The following is a 21,890-nucleotide window of genomic DNA, read 5'->3' as shown; positions in this document are numbered from 1 at the left end:
CGGCCGCACCGAAAGGGGCAGAACAGCTGCCGGAATGAATCCCGGTGGGCGACGGTTGCCTGGGTCACACCGACGCGATGTCACCCCGACCCGAGGAGCGCCCATGACCGTCATCGAACAGACCCCCGAACTCGGACGAATCGGTGTGTGGCGGCACGCATACGGACTGACCCCCGACTACCTGCGCGCGGTGGAGCGCCTCGGCTACGGCACCCTCTGGCTCGGCGGCTCCCCGCCGGCGGACCTGCGCATCGCCGAGGAGGCGCTCGACGCGACCAGCACGCTCACCATCGCCACCGGCATCACCAACATCTGGTCGGCTCCGGCCGCCGAGGTCGCCGAGTCCTTCCACCGGATCGAGGCCGGGCATCCGGGGCGGTTCCTGCTCGGCGTCGGCGCCGGTCATCGGGAGGCGAACGGTTCGGTGTACGCGAAGCCCTACGAGGCCGTGGTGTCGTATCTCGACGAGCTCGACACCGCGGGTGTCCCCGCGAGCCGACGCGTCCTCGCGGCGTTGGGCCCGAAGATGCTGCGACTGGCCGCCGAACGGTCCGCCGGAGCACACCCGTACCTGACCCCACCCGAACACACCCGCGAGGCGCGTGAACTGCTCGGTACCGGAACACTTCTCGCACCCGAGCACAAGGTCGTGGTGAGTTCGGACGCCGCGGCCGCCCGGACGGTCGGCCGCGCGGCCGTGGAGAATCCCTACCTGCACCTGAGCAACTACGTCGCCAATCTGGTCCGCCTCGGCTTCACCGACGAGGAACTCGCCGACGGCGGCAGCGACCGCGTGATCGACGCGCTGGTCGCGCACGGTGACGCCGGATCCGTCGCCGCTCGGCTGACCGAGCACCTCGACGCCGGCGCCGATCACGTGGCGGTCCAGGTGCTTCCCGCCGACGGCGACGCGCTCCCCGCCCTGACCGCGCTGGCCGCGGCACTGGGACTGTCGTCGTAGCCGCCCCGGCCGGACCTGCCCGATAGGGTGATCGCACCGCAGGTCCGGCAGGGAGGCACACCGATGAGCGCAGGCACGTCGTGAACACCACGAGTGCGGGTCCGGCCATCGAGGCGATCGGCCTGAGCAAGCAGTTCAACACCGTTCACGCGGTCTCGGATCTGAGTTTCACCGTGCCGACCGGCTCGATCACCGGATTCATCGGCCCGAACGGCTCCGGCAAGACCACCACCCTGCGCATGCTGCTCGGGTTGATCGCTCCGACGTCCGGGAGTTCGACCGTCGCCGGGGTCCCGTTCGCCGCGCTGCCCCAGCCCGCGCGGACCGTCGGCGCGGTGCTCGACTCCCTGAGCCTGCACCCGAACCGGACCGCACTCGGCCACCTGCTGGTGTACTCGGCCGCGATCGGCGTCACCGACGAGCGGGCCCGACACGTCCTCGCACTGGTCGGCCTCGAACAGGCCGCCCGGCAACGGGCGGGCACCTTCTCCCTCGGCATGCGGCAACGCCTCGCGCTCGCCACCGCACTACTCGGCGACCCGCGGATCCTGGTCCTCGACGAACCCGCGAACGGCCTCGACCCCGAGGGCATCGCCTGGCTGCGAGACTTCCTGCGCGCCTTCGCCGAGTCCGGTCGCACGGTGCTCGTGTCGAGTCACATCCTGCGCGAGGTCGAACAGATCGTGGACCGGCTGGTCATCGTCAACCGCGGCAGCCTCGTCTACCAGGGCGGCATCGAAGACCTGCGGCGCTCGCACAGTGCCCGGGTCCTGGTCGCGGCGTCCGACCCCGCCCGGCTCGCCCTGGCCCTCGGCGCCGAGGGCCTCACGGATGCGCAGGTGCTGCCAGACGGCAGGCTCGCGGTCCGCGGCGCCGCCGAACAGACGGTCGCCGGGATCGCCGCAGCCGCGGACGTGAAGATCTTCGGATCCACCATCGAGCAGGTCGATCTCGAGCAGGTGTTCCTGTCCATGACGGCCGGTCAGTACGCGGCCCAGCACTACGGTCCCCCGCTCTCCCAGCAGTACGGGACCGATCCATTCGGAGGTCCGCGATGACAGCGCTCCTGACCAGTGAACTGCGCAAGGTCACCACCCTCCGGTTCTGGTGGGCGCTCGCGCTGGCCCCACTCGCCGTCGCGCTGTTCGCCGGATCCATCTATGCCGCGATGGCGGACGGGATCGGCTCGCTCGGGTCCGACCTGTCCAGTGGTGCCGCGTCGGTCGGGCTGTTCGTGTCGATCGCCGCGGTGCTGCTGTTCGCCGGACTGTTCGGTGCGCTCAACGCCGGCACCGAGTTTCGGCACAGCACACTGACACCCACCTTCCTCACCGCCGCCGGCCGCGACGGCGTCATCGCCGCGAAGCTGATCGTGACGGCGGGTTTCGGAGCGGGGTACACACTGCTGGTCGAGATCGTCGCCCTCGCCTGCATGACGGTGTTCGGCGGCGACGGGTTCACGCTGACCGCAAGTGTGTTCGCGATGCTGGCCGCGGGCCTGCTCGCCGGTGTGGCCTGGTCGCTGATCGGTGCCGGTGTGGGCCTGGCGCTGCGCTCCTCGATCGGCGGTGCCGTCGCCCTCGTCGTGTGGTACCCGATGGGCGAGCTGATCGTGACGGCAATCCTCTACGGGCTCGGCGCACAGTCGCTGCCGCAGTGGCTGCCCGGCGCGGTCACCTGGTCCACGATCGCCGCGACGTCGACCCGCGGGATCGACGGCTTCGCGCCGTGGCCGTGGGCCGCGACGGTGCTGGTCGGCTGGACCGCCCTGGCTGTCGGTCTCGGTTGGTGGAGCGCCCGCAGCCGCGACGTCACCTAGTCCCCCGCCACCGACCCGACCCGCCGCAGTCGGCGGGTCGGGTTAACGTGGATTGCGATGCCCACCACCACGAGTCACCCCGGCTGGATCCGGCGCCTGGCCGCCGAGTGCATGACTCACCGGTCCGTCGCCGTCGGCGCGCTCGCGGTGACCGTGATCGCCGCGATCATCGACATCACCTTCCCGTTGCTGACCCGCATCGCGGTCGACGACGCGAGCACCGGCGCCACCGAGGTGATCGCGATCGTCGCGGCCGCCATTGCGGCGCTGGCGGTGGTGCGGTTCGGATGTCAGTTCGGCCGCCGGATGCTCGCCGGGCGACTGTCCCTCGACGTCCAGCACGACCTGCGGCTCGGCCTGCTCGGCTCGCTGCAACGCCTCGACGGCGTCGGCCAGGACCAGATCCGTACCGGACAGGTGGTCTCGCGGTCGATCACCGACCTGCAGCTCGTCCAGGGCCTGCTCGCGATGGTGCCCCTGTCGGCGGGCGCGCTGATCCAGTTCCTGCTCGCCATCGTGGTGATGGCCTGGCTCTCCCCCCTCCTCACGGTGGTCGCGCTGCTCGTCGTCCCCGCGGTGACGCTGGTGGTGTGGCGGATCCGCCCGACCCTGTTCGCCGCCACCTGGTCCGCGCAGCAGTGCGCCGCCGACCTCGCCCAGCACGTCGAGGAGACCGTCACCGGGGTTCGGGTGGTCAAGGGGTTCGGTCAGGAGGCCAGGGCCGTCGAGCGTCTCGAGGACCTGGGCCGGACCCTGTACGCGCAGCGGTTGCGGGCGGCCCGCATCAACGCCCGGTTCGCCCCGACGATGGCCGCGCTGCCGCAACTCGGCCTGGTCGCGGTGATCGCGCTCGGCGGTGTCCTCACGCTGAACGGCGCCATCACCGTCGGCACCTTCCTGGCCTTCGCCACCTACGTCGCGACCATGTCGAACGTGGCCCGGCTGCTGTCCTCGGTGGTCATCATGGCGCAGCTGTCGCGGGCAGCAGTCGAGCGCGTCTACGAGGTCATCGACACCGAGCCCAGCGTCGCCGACCCTCCGCACCCGGTCGCGCTGCCCGCCGGTCCGGTCGGGGTGCGGCTGCGCGGGGTCACGTTCGGGTTCGAGCCGGGCCGCGACGTGCTGCGCGGACTGGACCTCGACCTCGCGCCCGGCGAGACGGTGGCCGTGGTGGGCCGCGCCGGCTCCGGCAAGACAGCCCTGTCGTTGCTGCTCCCCCGCTTCTACACGCCCAGTGCCGGCACCATCCACCTCACCGTGGACGGTGCCGCGTTCGACGTCGCCGCTCTGCGCGGCGACCAGCTGCGCGAGGCGGTCGGCCTCGCCTTCGACGAGCCGTTCCTGTTCTCCGACACCGTCTCCGCGAACATCGCCCTCGGCCGACCCGACGCCAGTGCCGAGGAGATTCGGGCCGCGGCGCAGGTGGCGCAGGCCGACGAGTTCATCGAGGGGCTGTCCGAGGGGTACGACACCGTCGTCGGTGAACGCGGGCTCACGCTGTCCGGCGGTCAACGCCAGCGGGTCGCGCTCGCCCGCGCGCTGCTGGTGGACCCGCGGCTGCTCATCCTCGACGACGCGACCTCCGCAGTGGACGCCGCCACCGAGGCCGCGATCTTCGACACCCTGCGGTGCCGACGCGACCGGACCACGCTGATCCTCGCGCACCGCCGCTCGACGCTGACCCTCGCCGACCGGGTCGCCGTCCTCGACGACGGCAAGGTCATCGACACCGGGACCGTCGCCGAACTCGACGAGCGCTGCCCACTCTTCCGCGAGTTGCTCGCCGATCCCGACCCGGACAGCGACGATATCGACCCCGGCGAGGCGATGCCGCCGCCCGACCGACCCGAGCCGCCCGAGACCCGACTGTGGCCGGACACCGTGCCGGGTTCCGCGTTCGAGGCCACGGTCTCCGATGCCGTGCCGACGGGCAGCTCCGCCCGCGCCGGCGGGGCACCCGGCGGTGGACACGGGGGCGGCGGTCCGGTGGCAGGTGCGCTCGGAGACGTCGCCGCCACCCCGGAACTGCGGGCCGCGGTCGACGCGCTGCCGCCCGCCACCGACCAGCCCAGCATGGACGACGCGGACCTGATCAGGCCCGATCCGGGCTTCCGGCTCGCGACCCTGCTGCGGCCGGTCCGGTGGATCCTGGCCGCGGTGGTGGCGTGCCTGGCCCTGGATTCGCTGGCCGGCGTGCTGTTCCCGTCGATCGTGCGGTTCGCGCTCGACCACGGCGTCGCGCCCGACCAACCGTCCATGCTGTGGTGGGCGACCGCGGTGGGGGTGCTGCTGGTCGCGGCCGACTGGCTGGTGGTCGCGGTGATGACGGTGATCACGGCGCGGGCCGGCGAGAAGGTCCTGTACGGGCTGCGGGTGCGTAGCTACGCGCACCTGCAGCGACTCGGCCTCGACTACTACGAACGCGAATTGTCCGGCCGGATCATGACGCGGATGACGACCGACGTCGACGCGCTGTCCTCGTTCCTGCAGACCGGACTGTCCACCGCGGTGGTCAGTGTGCTGACGGTGATCGGCATCTCGGTCGCACTGCTGCTCACCGACACGGTGCTCGCGCTGGTCGCGCTGGCCGCGGTGCCACCGCTGCTGGTGGCCACTTTGATCTTCCGCAAGGTGTCGTCGGTCGCGTACTCGGTCTCGCGCGAACGGATCTCGATAGTCAACGCCGACTTCCAGGAGAACATCGCCGGACTGCGGGCGGCGCAGGCCTACCGGCGCGAGGGCTTCGCCGCCGAACGCTTCGCCGAACGCGCGGACAGCTACCGGCGCAGCCGGATGCGGTCACAGCGCGCCATCTCCATCTTCTTCCCGTTCATCACGCTGCTCTCGGACCTGGCACTGGCCGCGGTGGTCCTCGTCGGCGCCACCCGCGTGGCCCACGGCGAGACGACCTCCGGCGTCCTGGTCGCGTTCGTCCTCTACCTCGGCCTGCTGTTCGGCCCGATCCAGCAGCTCTCGCAGGTCTTCGACGGCTACCAGCAGGCCAACGTCGGCCTGCGGCGTATCGGCGACCTCCTGCGCACACCGAGCTCGATCGAGACGGCGACGCAGTCCGACACCGTGCCCGTGACCGGCCACCTGCGCGGCGACGTCGCGTTCGACACCGTGACTTTCCGCTACCGCGGCGCCGACTCGGATGCGCTGCGCGGGGTCGACCTGCGCATCCCAGCGGGCACGACGGTCGCGCTCGTCGGCCGGACCGGCGCCGGCAAGTCCACGGTCGTCAAACTGCTCGCCCGGTTCTACGACCCGACCGACGGCTCGGTCCGGGTGGACGGGGTCGACCTCCGTGGCTACCCGCTGCACCAGTACCGGGCCCGGCTCGGCGTCGTGCCCCAGGAGGCGCATCTGTTCTCCGGTGACGTGGCGAGCAACATCGCGTACGGCAGGCCCGACGCGACCCGGGCCGAGATCGTCGCGGCGGCGCGGGCGGTGGGCGCGCTCGACATGATCGCCGATCTCCGCGGCGGCATGTTCGCGCCGATCGGTGAGCGCGGGCAGGGCCTGTCGGCCGGGCAGCGACAACTCATCGCGTTGGCCCGGGCCGAGTTGGTCGACCCGGACCTGCTGCTGCTCGACGAGGCAACGGCCACGCTGGACCCGGCGACGGAGCGAACCGTGCTCGAGGCGAGCCGACTGCTCGCCCGCACCCGCACCGCGGTGGTGGTGGCGCATCGCCTCGCCACCGCGGCACGATCCGACCTCGTCGTGGTGGTCGACGAGGGGCGTGTCGTCGAGTGCGGCGCGCATGCCGAACTGCGCCACGCGGGCGGCCCCTACGAGCGGTTATGGGACGCCGCGAGGAGCCAGTCGGGGAATAAATTGGCCTCACAGACCGTCTTGGACGGAGTGAAGCCGACGACCCGGGGTGACGCACCTCACTCGTCGGGCGGCCGGTGCGCGTCCGTCACGTGGGGGGACTAGCCTCGGGTGTACAAGCGCCGATCGGGGACCAAGAGAGAAACGAGGCGAACACCTGCCGTGAGCAGCAGTTCTACGTCACAATTCGGACAGAACCAGTGGCTTGTCGACGAGATGTACCAGCGCTTCCAGGATGATCCCTCATCCGTGGATGCGAGCTGGCACGAGTTCCTCACCGATTACAAGCCGGACGCGCCGGGCACGAACGGGCAGATCCCCGTGACCGCTCCCGCGACTGCCCCCACGAACGGCACCGCCGTCGTGAACACCACGCCCACCGCCGCTCCGGCGGCACCGCCTCGTCCCGCCCCGGCACCGCCGGTCGCACCGGCGCCGAGCACGCCGCCGGCCGCAGCCGCGACGCCCGCTCCCGCCGCACCGGCACCGGCCAGCGCCCCCGCGGCCAAGCCTGCGGCAGCCGCGAAGCCGGCACCGGCCGCGACCGAGACCGAGTCCAAGGTGCTCCGCGGCGCGTCCGCGGCGGTCGCCAGGAACATGTCCGCCTCGCTCGCGATCCCGACCGCGACCAGCGTCCGGGCGATCCCCGCGAAGTTGATGTTCGACAACAGGATCGTCGTCAACAACCATCTCGCGCGGACCCGCGGCGGCAAGGTCTCCTTCACCCACCTGCTCGGCTACGCCATCGTGCAGGCGGTCAATGCCTTCCCGAACATGAACCGGCACTTCGCCGAGATCGACGGCAAGCCGAACGTGGTCACGCCCGCGCAGACCAACCTCGGTCTGGCGATCGACCTGCCCGGCAAGGACGGCAGCCGATCGCTGGTCGTCGCTGCCATCAAGGGCACCGAGTCGATGAACTTCGTGCAGTTCTACTCGGCCTACGAGGACATCGTCCGCCGCGCCCGCGACGGCAAGCTCACCGGCGAGGACATGACCGGTGTCACCATCTCGCTGACCAACCCGGGCGGCATCGGCACCGTGCACTCGGTGCCGCGGCTGATGCAGGGCCAGGGCGCGATCATCGGTGCGGGCGCGATGGAGTACCCGGCCGAGTTCCAGGGCTCGAGCGACGAGAAGATCGCCGAGATGGGCGTCGGCAAGCTGATGACCCTGACCTCCACCTACGATCACCGGATCATCCAGGGCGCCGAGTCCGGCGACTTCCTGCGCACGATCCACAACCTGCTGATCAGCGACGAGTTCTACGACGAGATCTTCCACGCGCTGCACATCCCCTACGAGCCGGTCCGCTGGCGCAAGGACGTGCCGGAGGGCGCGGTCGACAAGAGCACCCGGGTGCTCGAGCTGATCGCCGCCTACCGCAACCGCGGCCACCTGATGGCGGACACCGATCCATTGCAGTTCGTCAAGGACAAGTTCCGCAGCCACCCGGACCTCGACGTCACCACGCACGACCTGACGCTGTGGGACCTCGACCGCGAGTTCAACGTCGGCGGGTTCAACGGCAAGGCGCGGATGAAGCTGCGCGACGTGCTGTCGATCCTGCGCGACGCGTACTGCCGGCACGTCGGCGTCGAGTACACCCACATCCTCGATCCCGAGCAGATGCGGTGGCTCCAGGACCGGGTCGAGGCCAAGCACGTCAAGCCCACGGTCGCGCAGCAGAAGTACATCCTGAGCAAGCTCAACGCCGCGGAGGCCTTCGAGACCTTCCTGCAGACCAAGTACGTCGGCCAGAAGCGGTTCTCGCTCGAGGGCGCCGAGTCGGTCATCCCGATGATGGACGCGGTCATCGACCAGTCCGCCGAGCACGGCCTCGACGAGGTCGTCATCGGCATGCCGCACCGCGGCCGGCTCAACGTGCTCGCGAACATCGTCGGCAAGCCGTACTCGAAGATCTTCACCGAGTTCGAGGGCAACATGAACCCGGCGGCCGCGCACGGCTCCGGCGACGTGAAGTACCACCTCGGCGCCGAGGGCAACTACATCCAGATGTTCGGCGACAACGACATCAAGGTCTCGCTCACCGCGAACCCCTCGCACCTCGAGGCGGTCGACCCGGTGCTCGAGGGCCTGGTCCGCGCCAAGCAGGACATCCTCGACAAGGGCCAGGACGGCTTCACCGTGCTCCCCCTGATGCTGCACGGCGACGCGGCCTTCGCGGGCCAGGGCGTAGTGGCGGAGACGCTCAACCTGTCGCTGCTGCGCGGCTACCGCACCGGCGGCACCGTGCACATCGTGGTCAACAACCAGGTCGGCTTCACCACCGCCCCGGAGCACTCGCGTTCGTCCGAGTACTGCACCGACGTCGCGAAGATGATTGCCGCGCCGGTCTTCCACGTCAACGGTGACGACCCCGAGGCGTGTGTCTGGGTCGCGCAGCTGGCCGTGGACTACCGCGAGAAGTTCGGCAAGGACGTCGTCATCGACATGATCTGCTACCGCCGTCGCGGTCACAACGAGGGCGACGACCCGTCGATGACGCAGCCGGCGATGTACGACCTGATCGACACCAAGCGCAGCGTCCGCAAGAGCTACACCGAGGCCCTGATCGGCCGCGGCGACATCTCGCTCAAGGAAGCCGAAGACGCCCTGCGTGACTACCAGGGTCAGCTGGAGCGGGTGTTCAACGAGGTCCGCGAGCTCGAGAAGTTCAAGCCGGAGCCGTCCGAGTCGGTCGAGTTGGACCAGACCCCGCCGGCCCGTCTGCAGACCTCGGTCGACAAGGAGACGCTCGCCCGCATCGGCGACGCCTTCCTCAACGTGCCCGAGGGATTCACGGTGCACCCGCGCGTCAAGCCGGTCATCGAGAAGCGCCACGAGATGTCTCGCGACGGCAAGATCGACTGGGCGTACGCGGAGCTGCTTGCCTTCGGTTCGCTGGTCGAGCAGGGTGCCCTGGTGCGCCTCGCCGGGCAGGACTCGCGCCGCGGCACGTTCACCCAGCGGCACTCGGTGCTGATCGACCGCAAGACGGGCGACGAGTACAACCCGATCGCCAAGATCGCCGCGGACGCGGACAACGGCGGCAAGTACATGGTCTACGACTCCGCCCTGACCGAGTACGCGGGCCTCGGCTTCGAGTACGGCTACTCGGTGGGCAACCCCGACGCGCTGGTGCTGTGGGAGGCGCAGTTCGGTGACTTCGTCAACGGTGCGCAGACCATCATCGACGAGTTCATCTCGTCCGGTGAGGCCAAGTGGGGCCAGCTCTCCGACGTCGTGCTGCTGCTGCCGCACGGTCACGAGGGTCAGGGGCCGGACCACACCTCCGGCCGCATCGAGCGGTTCCTGCAGCTGTGTGCGGAGGGCTCGATGACGGTGGCGGTTCCGTCCACCCCGGCGTCGTACTTCCACCTGCTGCGTCGCCATCACCTCGACGGCATCCGGCGTCCGCTGGTCGTCTTCACCCCGAAGTCGATGCTGCGCAACAAGGCCGCGGTCAGCGAGCTCGAGGACTTCACCACCGGCAAGTTCCGCTCGGTGTTCGAGGAGCCGACGTACGAGACCGGTGACGGCGTGCGTGACACGGTCAAGCGCGTCCTGCTGGTCAGCGGCAAGCTGTACTGGGAGCTGTTGGCCCGCAAGCAGAAGGAGGGCCGCGACGACGTCGCGATCGTGCGGATCGAGCAGCTGTACCCGCTGCCGAGCCGGCGGCTGCGCGAGACCCTCGACCGCTACCCGAACGCCACCGAGTTCCGCTGGGTCCAGGAGGAGCCGGCGAACCAGGGTGCATGGCCGCTGTTCGGTCTGGCACTGCCGGAACTGATCCCGGACAAGCTGTCGGGCATCAAGCGGATCTCGCGTCGCGCGATGTCGGCCCCGTCCTCGGGTTCGAGCAAGGTGCACGCGGTCGAGCAGCAGGAGATCATCGACGAGGCGTTCAAGTGATCGGCTAGGTCACTGAACCACCCTCTCGCCCTGAGCCGGGTCGAGTTCACTCCACGGAGTGGATTCGACCCGGCTTCGTGGTATCTCCAGGTCCCGGTGATCGCCGAACTGTGCCGGGACGGGATCGACTTCACCAACCCCGTGACGGTGATCGTCGGCGAGAACGGGGTCGGCAAGTCCACCCTCGTCGAGGCGATCGCCGGCGCCTGGCAGTCCGGTTTCCGCGGCGCCCAGGACCGACTGTGGTCGGCGGGCGGCAGCACCGAGGACACCGACCTGCCTCGGCATCTGAGTTGCGTTGGCGCGCAGCCGAAGCCGTACGGCGGCTGCTTCCTGCGGGCCGAGTCGATGCACTCGCTGTTCGACAGGGCCGACACCGACCGCGTCCGCGACGCCGACCAGGGCCTCAACGAACTCTCGCACGGTCAGTCGTTCCTGCGCTACGTCGCGGACCGACCTGTCGGAGTGGGCCTGTGGATCCTGGACGAGCCCGAGGCCGCGCTCTCGTTCCAGTCCTGTCTGGCGCTGCTCGGCGTGATCAAAGACCTTGCGGCCGAAGGCTCACAGGTGGTCATGGCCACCCACTCCCCCGTGCTCGCGGCCTGCCCCGGTGCCGAGATCTGGGAACTCACGGAGGACGGCACCGAGTACCCGGACTGGTCGGAGCTCGAACTGGTCCGCAGTTGGCGGTCGTTCCTCGACGGCCCGGAGCGGTTCCTGCGGCACCTGTGACGCGCCGCACCGGAATCGATGCGGCGCGCCCGTCCCGCTAACGACGTCGCCAGTGCGGAGGAGCGGAAACACCGGCGGGCAGACGGGTGTCGGCGTTCCCCTTGGCAGCGTTGACCTGAGGCTGGGTGAGGTACAACGCGGCCGAGAGATCGGCGCCCGCCAACCTGGCATCACGCAGATCCGCCCCGAGCAGGTCCACCGCGGTCAAGTCGCTTCCCCGCAGATCCGCGGCGATCAGACAGGAGCCGCGCAGATCGGCCCCGCACAGACTGCGCGCCCGCAGATGCGCCCCGGCGAGGTCCGCCCCGGCGCCGAGGCTCGGGTCGAGATGGCCGACTTCGGCGAAGTACGACGCCCGAACCTCCTCGCTGACCTCGATGAGAATTGCTCTGACCGCGGTGTGCAGGGCGTCGACGTCTACCGAGAACAGTTCGGCCAGGCTGTCGCGAGTCAGCGCGGTAATGACGGATGCGAGTTCGCGGGCGTCCTGTGCAGCGTCCGGGTCATAGGTACGGACCTGCGCTTCGGACAGATACCACAGCATCTCGTGCAGCTGCTTCATGATCTTGAAAGCCGAGAACATGGGCTGCTGCGTATCAGGACGCTCGCGCCAGCTGTGGCCGGAGAACAGTCGCTGCGATACAACCTGTCCGGCGCCGAAGCAGTCGAAGACCGTACAGCCACGGAAACCCCGGGAGCGGAGTCCCTCGTGCACAGTGCAGGAGAACTCCGACCCGAGGTGTCGGCATGGCGAGCCGGCCGGTTTGTCCTCGGCGAAATCGACTGATCGCGAGAATCCGAAGGCGGTACAGCACAGGGCGAAACAACTTCCGCAGTCGGCGCGCAAGTCCTGGCGTCGCAGGGGCGCCGACTCGGCGGTCGGGCGTGACATGGACGGGTATGACGATGACATGATCAGCTGAGCTCCCAGTAGAGATTCCGGTGCAGGGCGGGAGGCGGGAACCCGACATCGGGTTCCCTCTCGGGGCACACGGAATCACCACCGCGCGAAGGCGCGGAGCACGATCATCGCGAAGGGTCTGGGTCACAGACGAATTGTGTTGAGCACTGCGCACAAAGTACCAGCTCGGCACGACGACCCCGTAGCGGTCGAGACCTGACGCTCGGCCGACTCACGGGCGTGAGCATCGCCGCCGAGGCGCAACTAGTGCGCTGCTCGAGTTTCGACAGGAAGCGCACCGGGCCGGCCGTCGGCGACCCGCGCGCGCGAGCGGACGGCGACGACGCCGAGCACTGTGGCCGCCGTCAGCCCGACCGCGGCGACCACGGTGAGCGGATCCGGGTCGGTCAGCGGCTGTCCACGCAGCGCCTGCCAGGTCAGCAGCGCCAGCAGACCCGCGTAGCCGGCCGCGAGCACGCCCATCACCGCTGCCCGTGTGGACTCGTCGCGAAGCCAGGTGACGCGCGGAGCGAGCCCCGCCAGGACCACCGCCGCCAGCAGCAGGACCTGCAGCGCGTGCAGTCCGACGAAGTGCGGGATGCGCAGATCCCCACCCTCGGTGCTCCAGTGGGTGATCGGCATGCCGGGACGATCATCGGTTGCGCCGACGGTGTGCCGGGCGCCGAGCTCGACCATGTGTCCGTCGGCGTCGCGCGCCGACTGACCGCCCTGGAACCCGACCAGGTAGGCGATCGCCATCCCCGCCAGCGCCAGCCAGAGCCCGGACTTGACGGCCAGCGAGATCGGCCGATCGATCAACCGCTGGCGCAGCAGGATGACGGCAATCAGCAGATTGGCCGCGAACAGGCCCAGCACGCCGTACATGAAGATCGTCTGCCCGACCGAGTTGACCATGTCGTCGGACTTGTTGAAATGGCTGAAGGTGCCGCGCGCCGCCTGAATCGCGATGAAGGCGACGTCGGTGAGTCCGAAGACGGCGAAGGCGGCAGCCAGTACCCGCGTCCATCGACTTCCCTTGTGCGGCAAGCTCAGCATCCACGCCAAGGTCGCACCGTAGAGAGCGAAGGCGATCGCGAACTTGAACGGTTTGACCCAGACCGACACCCCCAGCAAGGTGCGGTCGTCGACGATCATGCCGACCCCGGAGGCGAGCGCCAGCAGCACCATCGCGGCGACCATCACCATGAGCGGCCGTTGGCGGGCCAGGACGGGGCGGACCTGTGACCGGAGGATGTCCATGCGATCGACGCTAGGGACACCCGCCCTTGCCGCGTCCCTCCGCAGAGCCAGATCGGCTCTGATACCTGGGTATGACCCGGGCGCCTCCGCGGCTACTTCGCGGTGCCCAGCAGTGCGGCGGCCGAGGCTGCGCTCATCGCGACCGCGGGCAGCGCCGTGACGATGAGGTCGATCAGCTCCTCACGGGTGATGTGCGGGTCCCGCAGCCAACTGATGGTGGCCTCCTCGACGAACGCGATCCAGCCGCGGACCGCGAGCTCGATCCGGTGATCGGGTTCGATGCCGATGCTGGGCAGCCGCGTCACGATGCGGGACGCCATGGTCGCGCGGGTCCGCTCGAACTCCTCGCGCATCTCGGGGTCGCCACTGGCGGTCCCGCGCAGCAGCGAGACGTAGCTGTCCCGGTTCTCCGAGACGTAATCGACGTAGGACTCGATCGCGGTATGCAGGATCTCGAGGGGTTCGCGGGACGGGTCCGGCTCGGTACGCTCGAGCATCTCGGCGCTCACGTGCCGAACGATCGCGAGGTGGAAGTCGCGCTTGGAAGCGAAGTAGTGGAACAGCAGCCCACGGGACACCCCGGCCTGGTCGGCGATCTCCTCGACCGAGATCTGCTCGAGCGGGCGATCGGCGAGCATCCGGGCGCCCAGGTCGATCAGCTGGGCGCGACGCTCCTCCGGGCTCAACCGGGTGCGCTTGACTACCACCATGGATCGACAGCTTACTGAACGCGAGTCAATTGGCTATTGACTGGGACTCAGTAAGGCCATACTCTTCGATACATGAGTCTTCCAGTTACAGATACTGCCGCGAAGCCCGGAGCCGCTCCGCGCGAGGTCGACACTCTGATCATCGGCAGCGGTTTCGCCGGGCTCGGCGCCGCTATCAAGCTGGTCCAGGAGGGCAAGACGAACTTCGTCGTCCTCGAGCGCGGATCCGACGTCGGCGGAACCTGGCGCGACAACACCTACCCCGGTGCCGCCTGCGACGTCCCTTCGCACCTGTACTCGTACTCGTTCGCGCTGAACCCGGACTGGACGCGCTCGTTCTCCACCCAGCCGGAGATCCAGCGCTACATCTCCTCGGTCTCGCGCAAGTACAACGTGCTCGACAAGCACGTCTTCAACTGCGACGTCCAGTACGCGCAGTGGAACAACGCGACCGCTCGTTGGGAGGTGCAGACCTCGCAGGGCGCATTCGTCGCCAAGATCGTCGTCTCCGCCGTCGGCGCGCTGTGCGAGCCGTCGCTGCCGGCCATCAAGGGCATCGAGGGATTCAAGGGCGAGATCTTCCACTCCGCCCGGTGGAACCACGACGCTGATCTCACCGGCAAGCGCGTCGCCGTGATCGGCACCGGCGCCTCAGCAATCCAGATCGTCCCTCAGCTCGCCGCGAAGGTGTCCCAGCTCGACGTCTACCAGCGCACCGCACCGTGGATCCTGCCCCGCGCGGACCGCGAGTACACCAAGGCCGAGCACCTCGCGTTCAAGTACATCCCCGGCTTCCAGAAGCTCTCCCGCCTCGGCATCTACCTCATGCGCGAGACCCAGGTCGTCGGCCTGGCCAAGGCCCCGGTCTTCATGAAGCCGCTGCAGGCAGCCGCCCAGGTCCACCTGCGCCGCCAGATCAAGGACAAGGGCCTGCGCAAGAAGGTCACACCGAACTTCCAGATCGGCTGCAAGCGAATGCTGATCTCGAACAACTACTACCCGGCTCTCGCGCAGCCGAACACCGAGCTGGTCACCGACGGCATCGCCGAGGTCACCGCCAATGCCGTCGTCGACAAGTCCGGCAAGGCCCGCGAGGTCGACGCCATCGTGGTCGCCACCGGCTTCCACGTCACCGACTCCCCCACCTTCGCCGGCATCATCGGCAAGGACGGGCGCAGCGCCGCACAGGTTTTCGACGACAGCGGCCAGCAGGGCTACAAGGGGTCGGCGATCGCGAACTTCCCCAACATGTTCTTCCTCGTCGGCCCGAACACGGGCCTCGGTCACACCTCGATGGTGTTCATGATCGAGTCCCAGCTCAACTACGTGGTCGACGCGATCAACACCGTCGAACGCCACGACATCGGGACCATCGAGGTCCGCCAGGACGCGCAGGACCGGTACAACAGGGAGCTGCAGGACAAGCTGTCGCACAGCGTCTGGAACAACGGCGGCTGCGCCAGCTGGTACCTCGACAAGCACGGCAACAACACCACCCTGTGGCCGGGATTCACCTTCGAATTCCGGAGCATAACCCGCAAGTTCGATCTCGCGGCGTACGACAGCGTGGCCACCACAGACCTGCCCACCGTCACCGGCGACCGGATCGTCGCGACTGAAATCATGGTCGGCACAGCCGACGCCGAACAGAACATCGACGACGAGAAGGTTGCAGCCGAATGAGCGAGTTCACCGGCAAGGTAGTGGTCATCACGGGCGCGGGATCGGGCATCGGTCGTGCCCTCGCCCTCAATCTCGCCGGACAGGGCGCAAAGCTGGCCCTGTCCGACCTGGACACTGTCGGGCTCGCCGAGGCCGTCCGACAGGTGAAGGCACTGGGCGCCGAGGTCAAGTCCGACCACCTCGACGTCACCCAGCGTGAAGCCGTGTTCGAGTACGCCGCCGCGGTGGTCGAATACTTCGGCAAGGTCAACCAGGTCTACAACAACGCGGGCATCGCGTACCACGGCGAGTTCGAGAAGTCCGAGTTCAAGGACTTCGAGCGGGTCATGGATGTCGACTTCTGGGGAGTCGTCAACGGCACCAAGGCATTCCTGCCGCACCTGATCGCGTCCGGCGACGGCCATCTGATCAACATCTCGAGCCTGTTCGGCCTGCTGTCGATGCCGGGCCAGTCCGCCTACAACTCGGCGAAGTTCGCGGTCCGCGGCTTCACCGAGTCGGTGCGCCAGGAGATGCTGATCGCCAAGCACCCGGTCAAGGTGACCTGTGTGCATCCCGGCGGCATCAAGACCGCGATCGCCCGCAATGCGACGGCGGGACCCGGCGAGGACCTCGACACCTTCGCGGAGTTCTTCGACAAGAAGCTTGCCCGGACCACCCCCGAGGACGCGGCCAAGACCATCGTGGGCGGCGTCCGCAAGAGCAAGCCCCGCGTGCTGATCGGCCTCGACGCCAAGTTCCTCGACGCCTGGGTGCGCCTGGTCGGCTCCAGCTACCAGCGCGTGGTCGCCGAGATCGCCGGCCGGGTCCTGCCGAAGCCGAAAGCGAAGTAGCCCGGTGCCGTACCTGCCGCGGCCGCTGGTGGCCGCCGCGCTCGGACCGTTCTACCGGCTCGCGCTGCACGCCTCGCTCCCGGCGCCGGTGGCACGGCGCGTCATCGATGCCGGCTCGGCGCTGCAGACGCTGCCTGCGGGCACGGTCGTTCGTCCGACGACGCTGGCCGGCCGCCGGGTCGAGCGCGTGACGGTGGGTGCCACCGAGCGCCCGACCGCCGTGCTGTACCTGCACGGCGGCGGGTACACGCTCGGGTCGCCCGCGACCCACCGGTCGCTGGCCGCGCACCTGGCCCGCGCGAGCGAGGCCGCGGTGTACGTGCTCGACTACCGCTTGGCGCCGGAGAATCCGTACCCCGCGGCGCTCGACGACGCCATCGACGCCTACCTGGAACTACTCGTCGAGCGTGGGTACAGCGCCGATCAGGTTGCCATCGCGGGTGATTCGGCGGGCGGCGGACTGTCCCTGGCCGCGGCGCGGGCCCTGATCGATCGGCACGGAGTGCGACCGGCTGCCCTCGGGCTGATCGCGCCGTGGGTGAATCCCGGTTCCCGGGACGCCCCGTTCGAGCGCGATCTGGTGATCAACACCAGGTGGTCGTTCGATGCGGCGGACGCGTACCTCGGCGGCGGCGACCGCACCGACCCGGGATACGCGCCGCTGCTGGGCGACATGGCGGGACTGCCGCCGACCATCGTGCACATCGGCACGAGCGAGGTGCTCTACCCGCAGGTGGTCGAACTGGTCGACAAGCTGCGCGCGGCAGCGGTTCCGGTGGAGTACACCGAGTACCCCGAACTGTGGCACGTGGCGCACCTGCAGGCGTCGCTGCTCCGCGAGGCCGACGCGGCCGTGCGCGAGCTCGGCGGGTTCCTGCGCGGCGCGCTGGCGTCGACCCCGGTCTGACGGCGCACGGGCGGCTGTCGAGCGAACGTCGGGAGACGGTCACGACAACCGCCCGTGCGGGCGTCTACCGCGCGCCGAGCCAGTCCGCGGCGGCCTGGTCCGCTGTGCGGTCACCGCGGCGCACCGCCTCACCCATCTGGGCGAGTTCGGCCGAAGTCAGTTCGCCGGCAACGACATTGAGCGCCTTGACCTGCGCCTCCGTCAGCACCCCGGTACGCATGAGCGGCACCACGTTCTGCGCCGGCTCACCGCTGCCGTCCGTGCCTGCCTCGCCGCTACCCGGTTCCTCGGCCATTCCGTAGTCGGAGACCGACAGCCCGGTCGGCAGCGACCGGTTCAGTTCCTCGAAGACCGCGTCCGGTTTCGTCTCGGTGGCACCGGGATGCAGGCGCTCGAGCAGGCGCCCCGTGTACTCGGGCACCAGGGTCACCGCGCCCGAGTCCAGTTCCGTGAGGTCCTCCCCCTGAGCCAGACCGAGCCGCGTGTCGACGGGGGACCCCGTGCCGCGCAGCACCTTCGCGTAGATCTCCGCCAACACCTGACTCTCCGCGGACTGCCCCGACCCGACGGTGATCGCGGGCAGCGCGGGCGCACCGGCCAGGCTCGAGTCATCCGACGAACAGCCCGACAGCAGCAAGGCGACCACGGCCACCCCGCAGGCCCACAGCCGTGATTTCATCGCGCGCCACGCTCCCTCGCTCACCGTGCAAATGTCGTACCCATCGTTACACTGAGCGCCAGCACCATCTCGAGCGGCCGAGAGATCCGGCTTGACGACGCCGCAGCAACCAGCCCCCAGCGCGGGCGGGTGCTAACGCCGGAACCGATGGAAGGATGCGCATGACGTTCTCGCCCCGCCTCTCGATCGCCACTGCCGTGGCAGCCCTGGCACTGACCGCCGTGGCGGGCTGCGGAAACTCCGACCCGCTGAGCAGTGGCGGCACCGCCAGCTCCGACCCGAACACGATCGTGGTGGGTTCGGCGAACTTCCCCGAGTCCGAGACGGTCGCGAACATCTACGCGGACGCCTTGAAGGCCAACGGCTTCGACGTCAGCACCAAGTTGAACATCGGCAGTCGCGAGGCCTACGTGCCCGCCGTCAAAGCCGGGTCGATCGACGTGATCCCGGACTACACCGGCAACCTGCTGCAATTCCTGGACAAGAACGCCACCGCGACCACGGCCGCCGACGTGAACGCCGCCCTGACCGCCGCGCTCGGCTCCGACCTGGCGATCGCCACGCCCGCGCCCGGCGAGAACAAGGATGCCGTGGTGGTCACCCGGGGCACCGCCGACCAGTGGCAGCTGACCTCCATCGCAGATCTGGCCCCGCACTCGGCGGACGTGAAGTTCGGTGCGCCCGCCGAGTTCCAGGAACGCCCGGTCGGCCTGCCCGGCCTCAAGGAGCACTACGGACTCGACATCAGCGCGGGCAACTTCGTGCCGATCGCGGACGGCGGCGGACCGGCGACCGTGAGGGCACTCGCCGACGGGAAGGTCACCGCGGCGAACATCTTCACCACCTCGCCCGCCATCGCGGCGAACAACTTCGTCGTCCTCGCCGACCCGAAGAACAACTTCCCGGCCCAGAACGTGGTGCCCCTGCTGCGGGCAAGTAAGAAGTCGGACAAGCTCGCCGCCGTCCTGGACGCGGTCTCCGCGAAGCTCACCACCGAACAGCTTGTCGCCCTCAATGATTCGGTGTCGGGGAGCTCGAAGACCGAACCCTCGGCCGCGGCGGCGCAATGGGTCGCCGCGCAGGGCCTCGACAAGCCGGTGTCCTAGGCGTTCGCGTTGATCAGCTTCGAGTCGGTCACCAAGCGCTACCCCGACGGCACCGTCGCCGTCGACGACCTCGACCTGGCCATCGACGCCGAGTCGTTCACCGTCTTCGTCGGACCGTCCGGGTGCGGCAAGACCACGTCGATGCGCATGATCAACCGGATGATCACCCCGACCGCCGGCACGGTGACGGTGAACGGTCGGGACATCGCGCACACCGACGTGGTCCAGCTGCGCCTCGGCATCGGCTACGTCATCCAGGGCGCCGGACTGCTCCCGCACCGCACGGTGGTCGACAACGTCGCGACCGTCCCGGTGCTGCGGGGCGATTCGCGCCGCGCCGCCCGCAAGGCCGCACTCGAGGTACTCGAACGGGTCGGACTCGACCCCGCGCTGGCCGGCCGCTACCCGGCCCAACTGTCCGGCGGTCAGCAGCAGCGGGTGGGCGTCGCGCGCGCCCTGGCCGCGGACCCACCGATCCTGCTGATGGACGAGCCGTTCAGCGCGGTCGACCCGGTCGTCCGCGAGGACCTGCAGGCCGAGATGCGCCGATTGCAGGCGGACCTGCGCAAGACCATCGTGTTCGTCACCCACGACATCGACGAAGCGGTCAAACTCGGCGACCGCGTCGCGGTGTTCGGCCCGCAGGGACGACTGCAGCAGTACGCGCCGCCGCAGACCGTGCTCGCCTCCCCCGCAACGGACTTCGTGGCGGCGTTCGTCGGCCGCGACCGCGGCTACCGTGGGCTGTCGTTCCGGGCCGCCGACCAGGTGCCGCTGCACGAGATCCGCACCGCGACCGAAGCGGAACTGTCCACGCTGCGACTCGACCAGGGCGAGTGGGTGCTCGTGGTCGCCGACGCCGGCACGCCGCTGGGGTGGATCGACGTCACCGGAGTCGAGGGCATCCGCGCCGGGAACTCCCTGTCCGACAGCACCGCGGCCGGCGGCTCGCTGTTCACCCGCGGCGGCGACCTGCGCCAGGCCCTGGACGCTGCCATCTCCTCGCCCTCGGGAATCGGTGTCGCCGTGGACGACTCGGGCGCGGTGGTCGGCGGCATCCACGGGTCAGAGGTGATTCGGAAGCTGGCCGAGCAGCGTCAGGCCGAGGACCGGGAACGGGGCAGGCACTTCTTCGACGGCGAAACGGTCGGCTGATGCGCTGGCTGATCGACAACTTCTCTTATGTCGTCGACCTGACCGAGACCCACCTGTACCTCGCGCTGCTGCCGCTGCTGATCGGACTGGTCGTGGCGGTTCCGCTGGGCACCGCGGTCCGCAACGTCTCGTGGCTGCGCAAGACCACGACGACCGTCGCGTCCGTCGCGTTCACCATTCCGTCGCTGGCGCTGTTCGTCACCGTCCCCGCCGTTTTCGGACTCGACGTTCTCGACAAGAACAACGTCGTGATCGCACTGGCGATCTACTCGAGCGCGCTGCTGGTCCGGGCCGTGCCCGAAGCCCTCGACTCGGTGCCTGCGGAGGTGATCGACTCGGCGACGGCGATGGGCTTCACCCCGCTGCGGCGCGCACTGACCGTCGAACTGCCACTGGCACTTCCGGTGCTGATCTCCAACATTCGCGTCGTCGCGGTCACGAACATCTCGCTGGTCTCGGTGGGGTCGGTGATCGGCATCGGTGGCCTCGGAGAGTTGTTCACCAAGGGCTACCAGCGCGACTACCCCGACCAGATCCTGGCCGGCATCATCGCCATCGTGTTCCTGGCGCTGGTGTTCGACGCACTGCTGTACCTCGTCGGCCGCGTCCTGACGCCGTGGACCCGAACGGGCAAGGGCCGCAAGGCCACCGATCCGGTCAACGTCCTGCGTGACGTGGAGGGTCCGGCGTGAACATCTTCGGCTCCGCGTTCGAGTACATCGCCGACCCCGCGAACTGGTCCGGCCCGACAGGCATCGGCACGCGCATCGTCGAGCACCTCTGGTACAGCCTGCTCGCGCTGGTCGTGTCGGCCGCCGTGGCGATCCCGCTCGGCCTGCTGATCGGCCACTTCCGGCGCGGCGAGGCGGTGCTGGTCGGACTGGTCAACTCGCTGCGCTCGCTGCCCACCCTCGGCGTGTTGACGTTCCTGGTGCTGCTGCTCGGACTCGGCCTCGTCCCGCCGATCATCGCGCTGGTGCTGCTCGGGGTCCCGCCGATCCTGGCCGGCACCTACGCCGGCGTCGCCAACGTGGACGCAGTCGTGGTGGACGCGGCCCGAGCGATGGGCATGACCGAGCGGCAGGTGCTCGGCCGGGTCGAGGTCCCCAACGCCCTGCCGCTGATCGTCGGCGGGCTGCGCAACGCGACGCTGCAGATCATCGCGACCGCGACGATCGCCGCCTACGTCAACCTCGGCGGACTCGGCCGGTACATCTTCGACGGGCTCGCGCTCCGCGACTACCCGCGAGTGGTCGTGGGCGCCGTCCTGGTCGCGGCGCTCGCCCTGATCGTGGACGGCGTGCTCGCGCTCGCGGTCTGGGCGTCCGTCCCCGGCACCGGTCGGCTGCGCCGCGCCCCCGCCCACTGACCCCGCCCACTGACCCCGCCCCT

Annotated in this window: 17 protein-coding genes and 1 riboswitch; of the genes, 13 read left to right on the top strand and 4 right to left on the bottom strand. The window is 69.4% G+C overall.

Features of this window, described 5'->3' with window-relative positions; translation table 11 throughout:
* Positions 1–103: 103 nt before the first annotated feature.
* The 6 genes from FK531_RS20945 (at position 104) to FK531_RS20920 (ending at position 11,264) form a co-directional block, all read left to right on the top strand.
* Positions 104–961, top strand: a complete 858-nt coding sequence (locus tag FK531_RS20945; RefSeq protein WP_142102922.1) for an LLM class F420-dependent oxidoreductase — start codon at positions 104–106, stop codon at positions 959–961.
* A gap of 80 nt (positions 962–1,041) precedes the next feature.
* A complete protein-coding gene (locus FK531_RS20940) occupies positions 1,042–2,019 on the top strand; it encodes an ABC transporter ATP-binding protein (protein ID WP_142102920.1) in 978 nt (325 codons plus the stop codon).
* The gene (locus FK531_RS20935) at positions 2,016–2,780 is read left to right on the top strand and encodes an ABC transporter permease (RefSeq protein ID WP_142102918.1); all 765 of its coding nucleotides are present in this window, start codon (positions 2,016–2,018) and stop codon (positions 2,778–2,780) included. The genes FK531_RS20940 and FK531_RS20935 overlap by 4 nt, the downstream gene beginning before the upstream one ends.
* 57 nt (positions 2,781–2,837) lie before the next feature.
* Positions 2,838–6,722, top strand: a complete 3,885-nt coding sequence (locus FK531_RS20930; RefSeq protein WP_142102917.1) for an ABC transporter ATP-binding protein — start codon at positions 2,838–2,840, stop codon at positions 6,720–6,722.
* Between the two features lie 57 nt (positions 6,723–6,779).
* Positions 6,780–10,532 (top strand): multifunctional oxoglutarate decarboxylase/oxoglutarate dehydrogenase thiamine pyrophosphate-binding subunit/dihydrolipoyllysine-residue succinyltransferase subunit, encoded by a 3,753-nt coding sequence (locus FK531_RS20925; RefSeq protein WP_142102915.1) that lies wholly within the window; start codon positions 6,780–6,782, stop codon positions 10,530–10,532.
* 30 nt (positions 10,533–10,562) lie between these two features.
* Positions 10,563–11,264 (top strand): AAA family ATPase, encoded by a 702-nt coding sequence (locus tag FK531_RS20920; RefSeq protein ID WP_142102913.1) that lies wholly within the window; start codon positions 10,563–10,565, stop codon positions 11,262–11,264.
* Between the two features lie 37 nt (positions 11,265–11,301).
* Here the strand turns inward: FK531_RS20920 and FK531_RS20915 are convergent, their stop codons facing one another.
* From FK531_RS20915 to FK531_RS20905, 3 genes are all read right to left on the bottom strand, one after another.
* Positions 11,302–11,979 (bottom strand): pentapeptide repeat-containing protein, encoded by a 678-nt coding sequence (locus tag FK531_RS20915; RefSeq protein WP_246098303.1) that lies wholly within the window; start codon positions 11,977–11,979, stop codon positions 11,302–11,304.
* 450 nt (positions 11,980–12,429) lie between these two features.
* Positions 12,430–13,425, bottom strand: a complete 996-nt coding sequence (locus tag FK531_RS20910) for an MFS transporter (protein ID WP_142102910.1) — start codon at positions 13,423–13,425, stop codon at positions 12,430–12,432.
* A 92-nt stretch (positions 13,426–13,517) separates the two neighbouring features.
* A complete protein-coding gene (locus FK531_RS20905) occupies positions 13,518–14,135 on the bottom strand; it encodes a TetR/AcrR family transcriptional regulator (RefSeq protein WP_142102908.1) in 618 nt (205 codons plus the stop codon).
* A gap of 72 nt (positions 14,136–14,207) precedes the next feature.
* Between FK531_RS20905 and FK531_RS20900 the strand changes: the two genes are divergently transcribed.
* The 3 genes from FK531_RS20900 to FK531_RS20890 are packed head-to-tail and all read left to right on the top strand — an operon-like array spanning position 14,208 to position 17,558.
* The gene (locus tag FK531_RS20900) at positions 14,208–15,818 is read left to right on the top strand and encodes a flavin-containing monooxygenase (RefSeq protein WP_142102906.1); all 1,611 of its coding nucleotides are present in this window, start codon (positions 14,208–14,210) and stop codon (positions 15,816–15,818) included.
* Entirely contained in the window at positions 15,815–16,651 is an 837-nt protein-coding gene (locus FK531_RS20895) for an SDR family NAD(P)-dependent oxidoreductase (RefSeq protein ID WP_142102905.1), read from the top strand. Before FK531_RS20900 ends, FK531_RS20895 begins: the two co-directional genes overlap by 4 nt.
* A 4-nt stretch (positions 16,652–16,655) precedes the next feature.
* The gene (locus FK531_RS20890) at positions 16,656–17,558 is read left to right on the top strand and encodes an alpha/beta hydrolase (protein ID WP_142102903.1); all 903 of its coding nucleotides are present in this window, start codon (positions 16,656–16,658) and stop codon (positions 17,556–17,558) included.
* 64 nt (positions 17,559–17,622) lie between these two features.
* Here the strand turns inward: FK531_RS20890 and FK531_RS20885 are convergent, their stop codons facing one another.
* Complete coding sequence (locus FK531_RS20885) at positions 17,623–18,261, bottom strand: glycine betaine ABC transporter substrate-binding protein (protein ID WP_142102901.1); 639 nt, start codon at positions 18,259–18,261, stop codon at positions 17,623–17,625.
* 37 nt (positions 18,262–18,298) lie between these two features.
* Positions 18,299–18,391, top strand: a riboswitch (SAM riboswitch).
* A gap of 7 nt (positions 18,392–18,398) precedes the next feature.
* On the opposite strand from FK531_RS20885, the gene FK531_RS20880 reads away from it, so the two are divergent.
* From FK531_RS20880 to FK531_RS20865, 4 genes are read left to right on the top strand one after another with little or no spacing between them, the layout of a single operon-like run.
* A complete protein-coding gene (locus FK531_RS20880; RefSeq protein ID WP_435531084.1) occupies positions 18,399–19,343 on the top strand; it encodes an ABC transporter substrate-binding protein in 945 nt (314 codons plus the stop codon).
* Between the two features lie 9 nt (positions 19,344–19,352).
* Positions 19,353–20,498 (top strand): ABC transporter ATP-binding protein, encoded by a 1,146-nt coding sequence (locus FK531_RS20875; RefSeq protein ID WP_142102897.1) that lies wholly within the window; start codon positions 19,353–19,355, stop codon positions 20,496–20,498.
* Positions 20,498–21,190, top strand: coding sequence for an ABC transporter permease (locus tag FK531_RS20870; RefSeq protein WP_142102895.1), 693 nt, complete (start codon positions 20,498–20,500; stop codon positions 21,188–21,190). The genes FK531_RS20875 and FK531_RS20870 overlap by 1 nt, the downstream gene beginning before the upstream one ends.
* Entirely contained in the window at positions 21,187–21,867 is a 681-nt protein-coding gene (locus FK531_RS20865; RefSeq protein WP_142102894.1) for an ABC transporter permease, read from the top strand. Before FK531_RS20870 ends, FK531_RS20865 begins: the two co-directional genes overlap by 4 nt.
* The last annotated feature ends 23 nt before the right edge of the window (positions 21,868–21,890 follow it).

Source organism: Rhodococcus spelaei, assembly GCF_006704125.1.
Taxonomy (GTDB): Bacteria; Actinomycetota; Actinomycetes; order Mycobacteriales; family Mycobacteriaceae; genus Rhodococcus_G; species Rhodococcus_G spelaei.
Note: the sequence above shows the minus strand (reverse complement) of the source record. Positions and strands in the feature narration are given on the sequence as shown.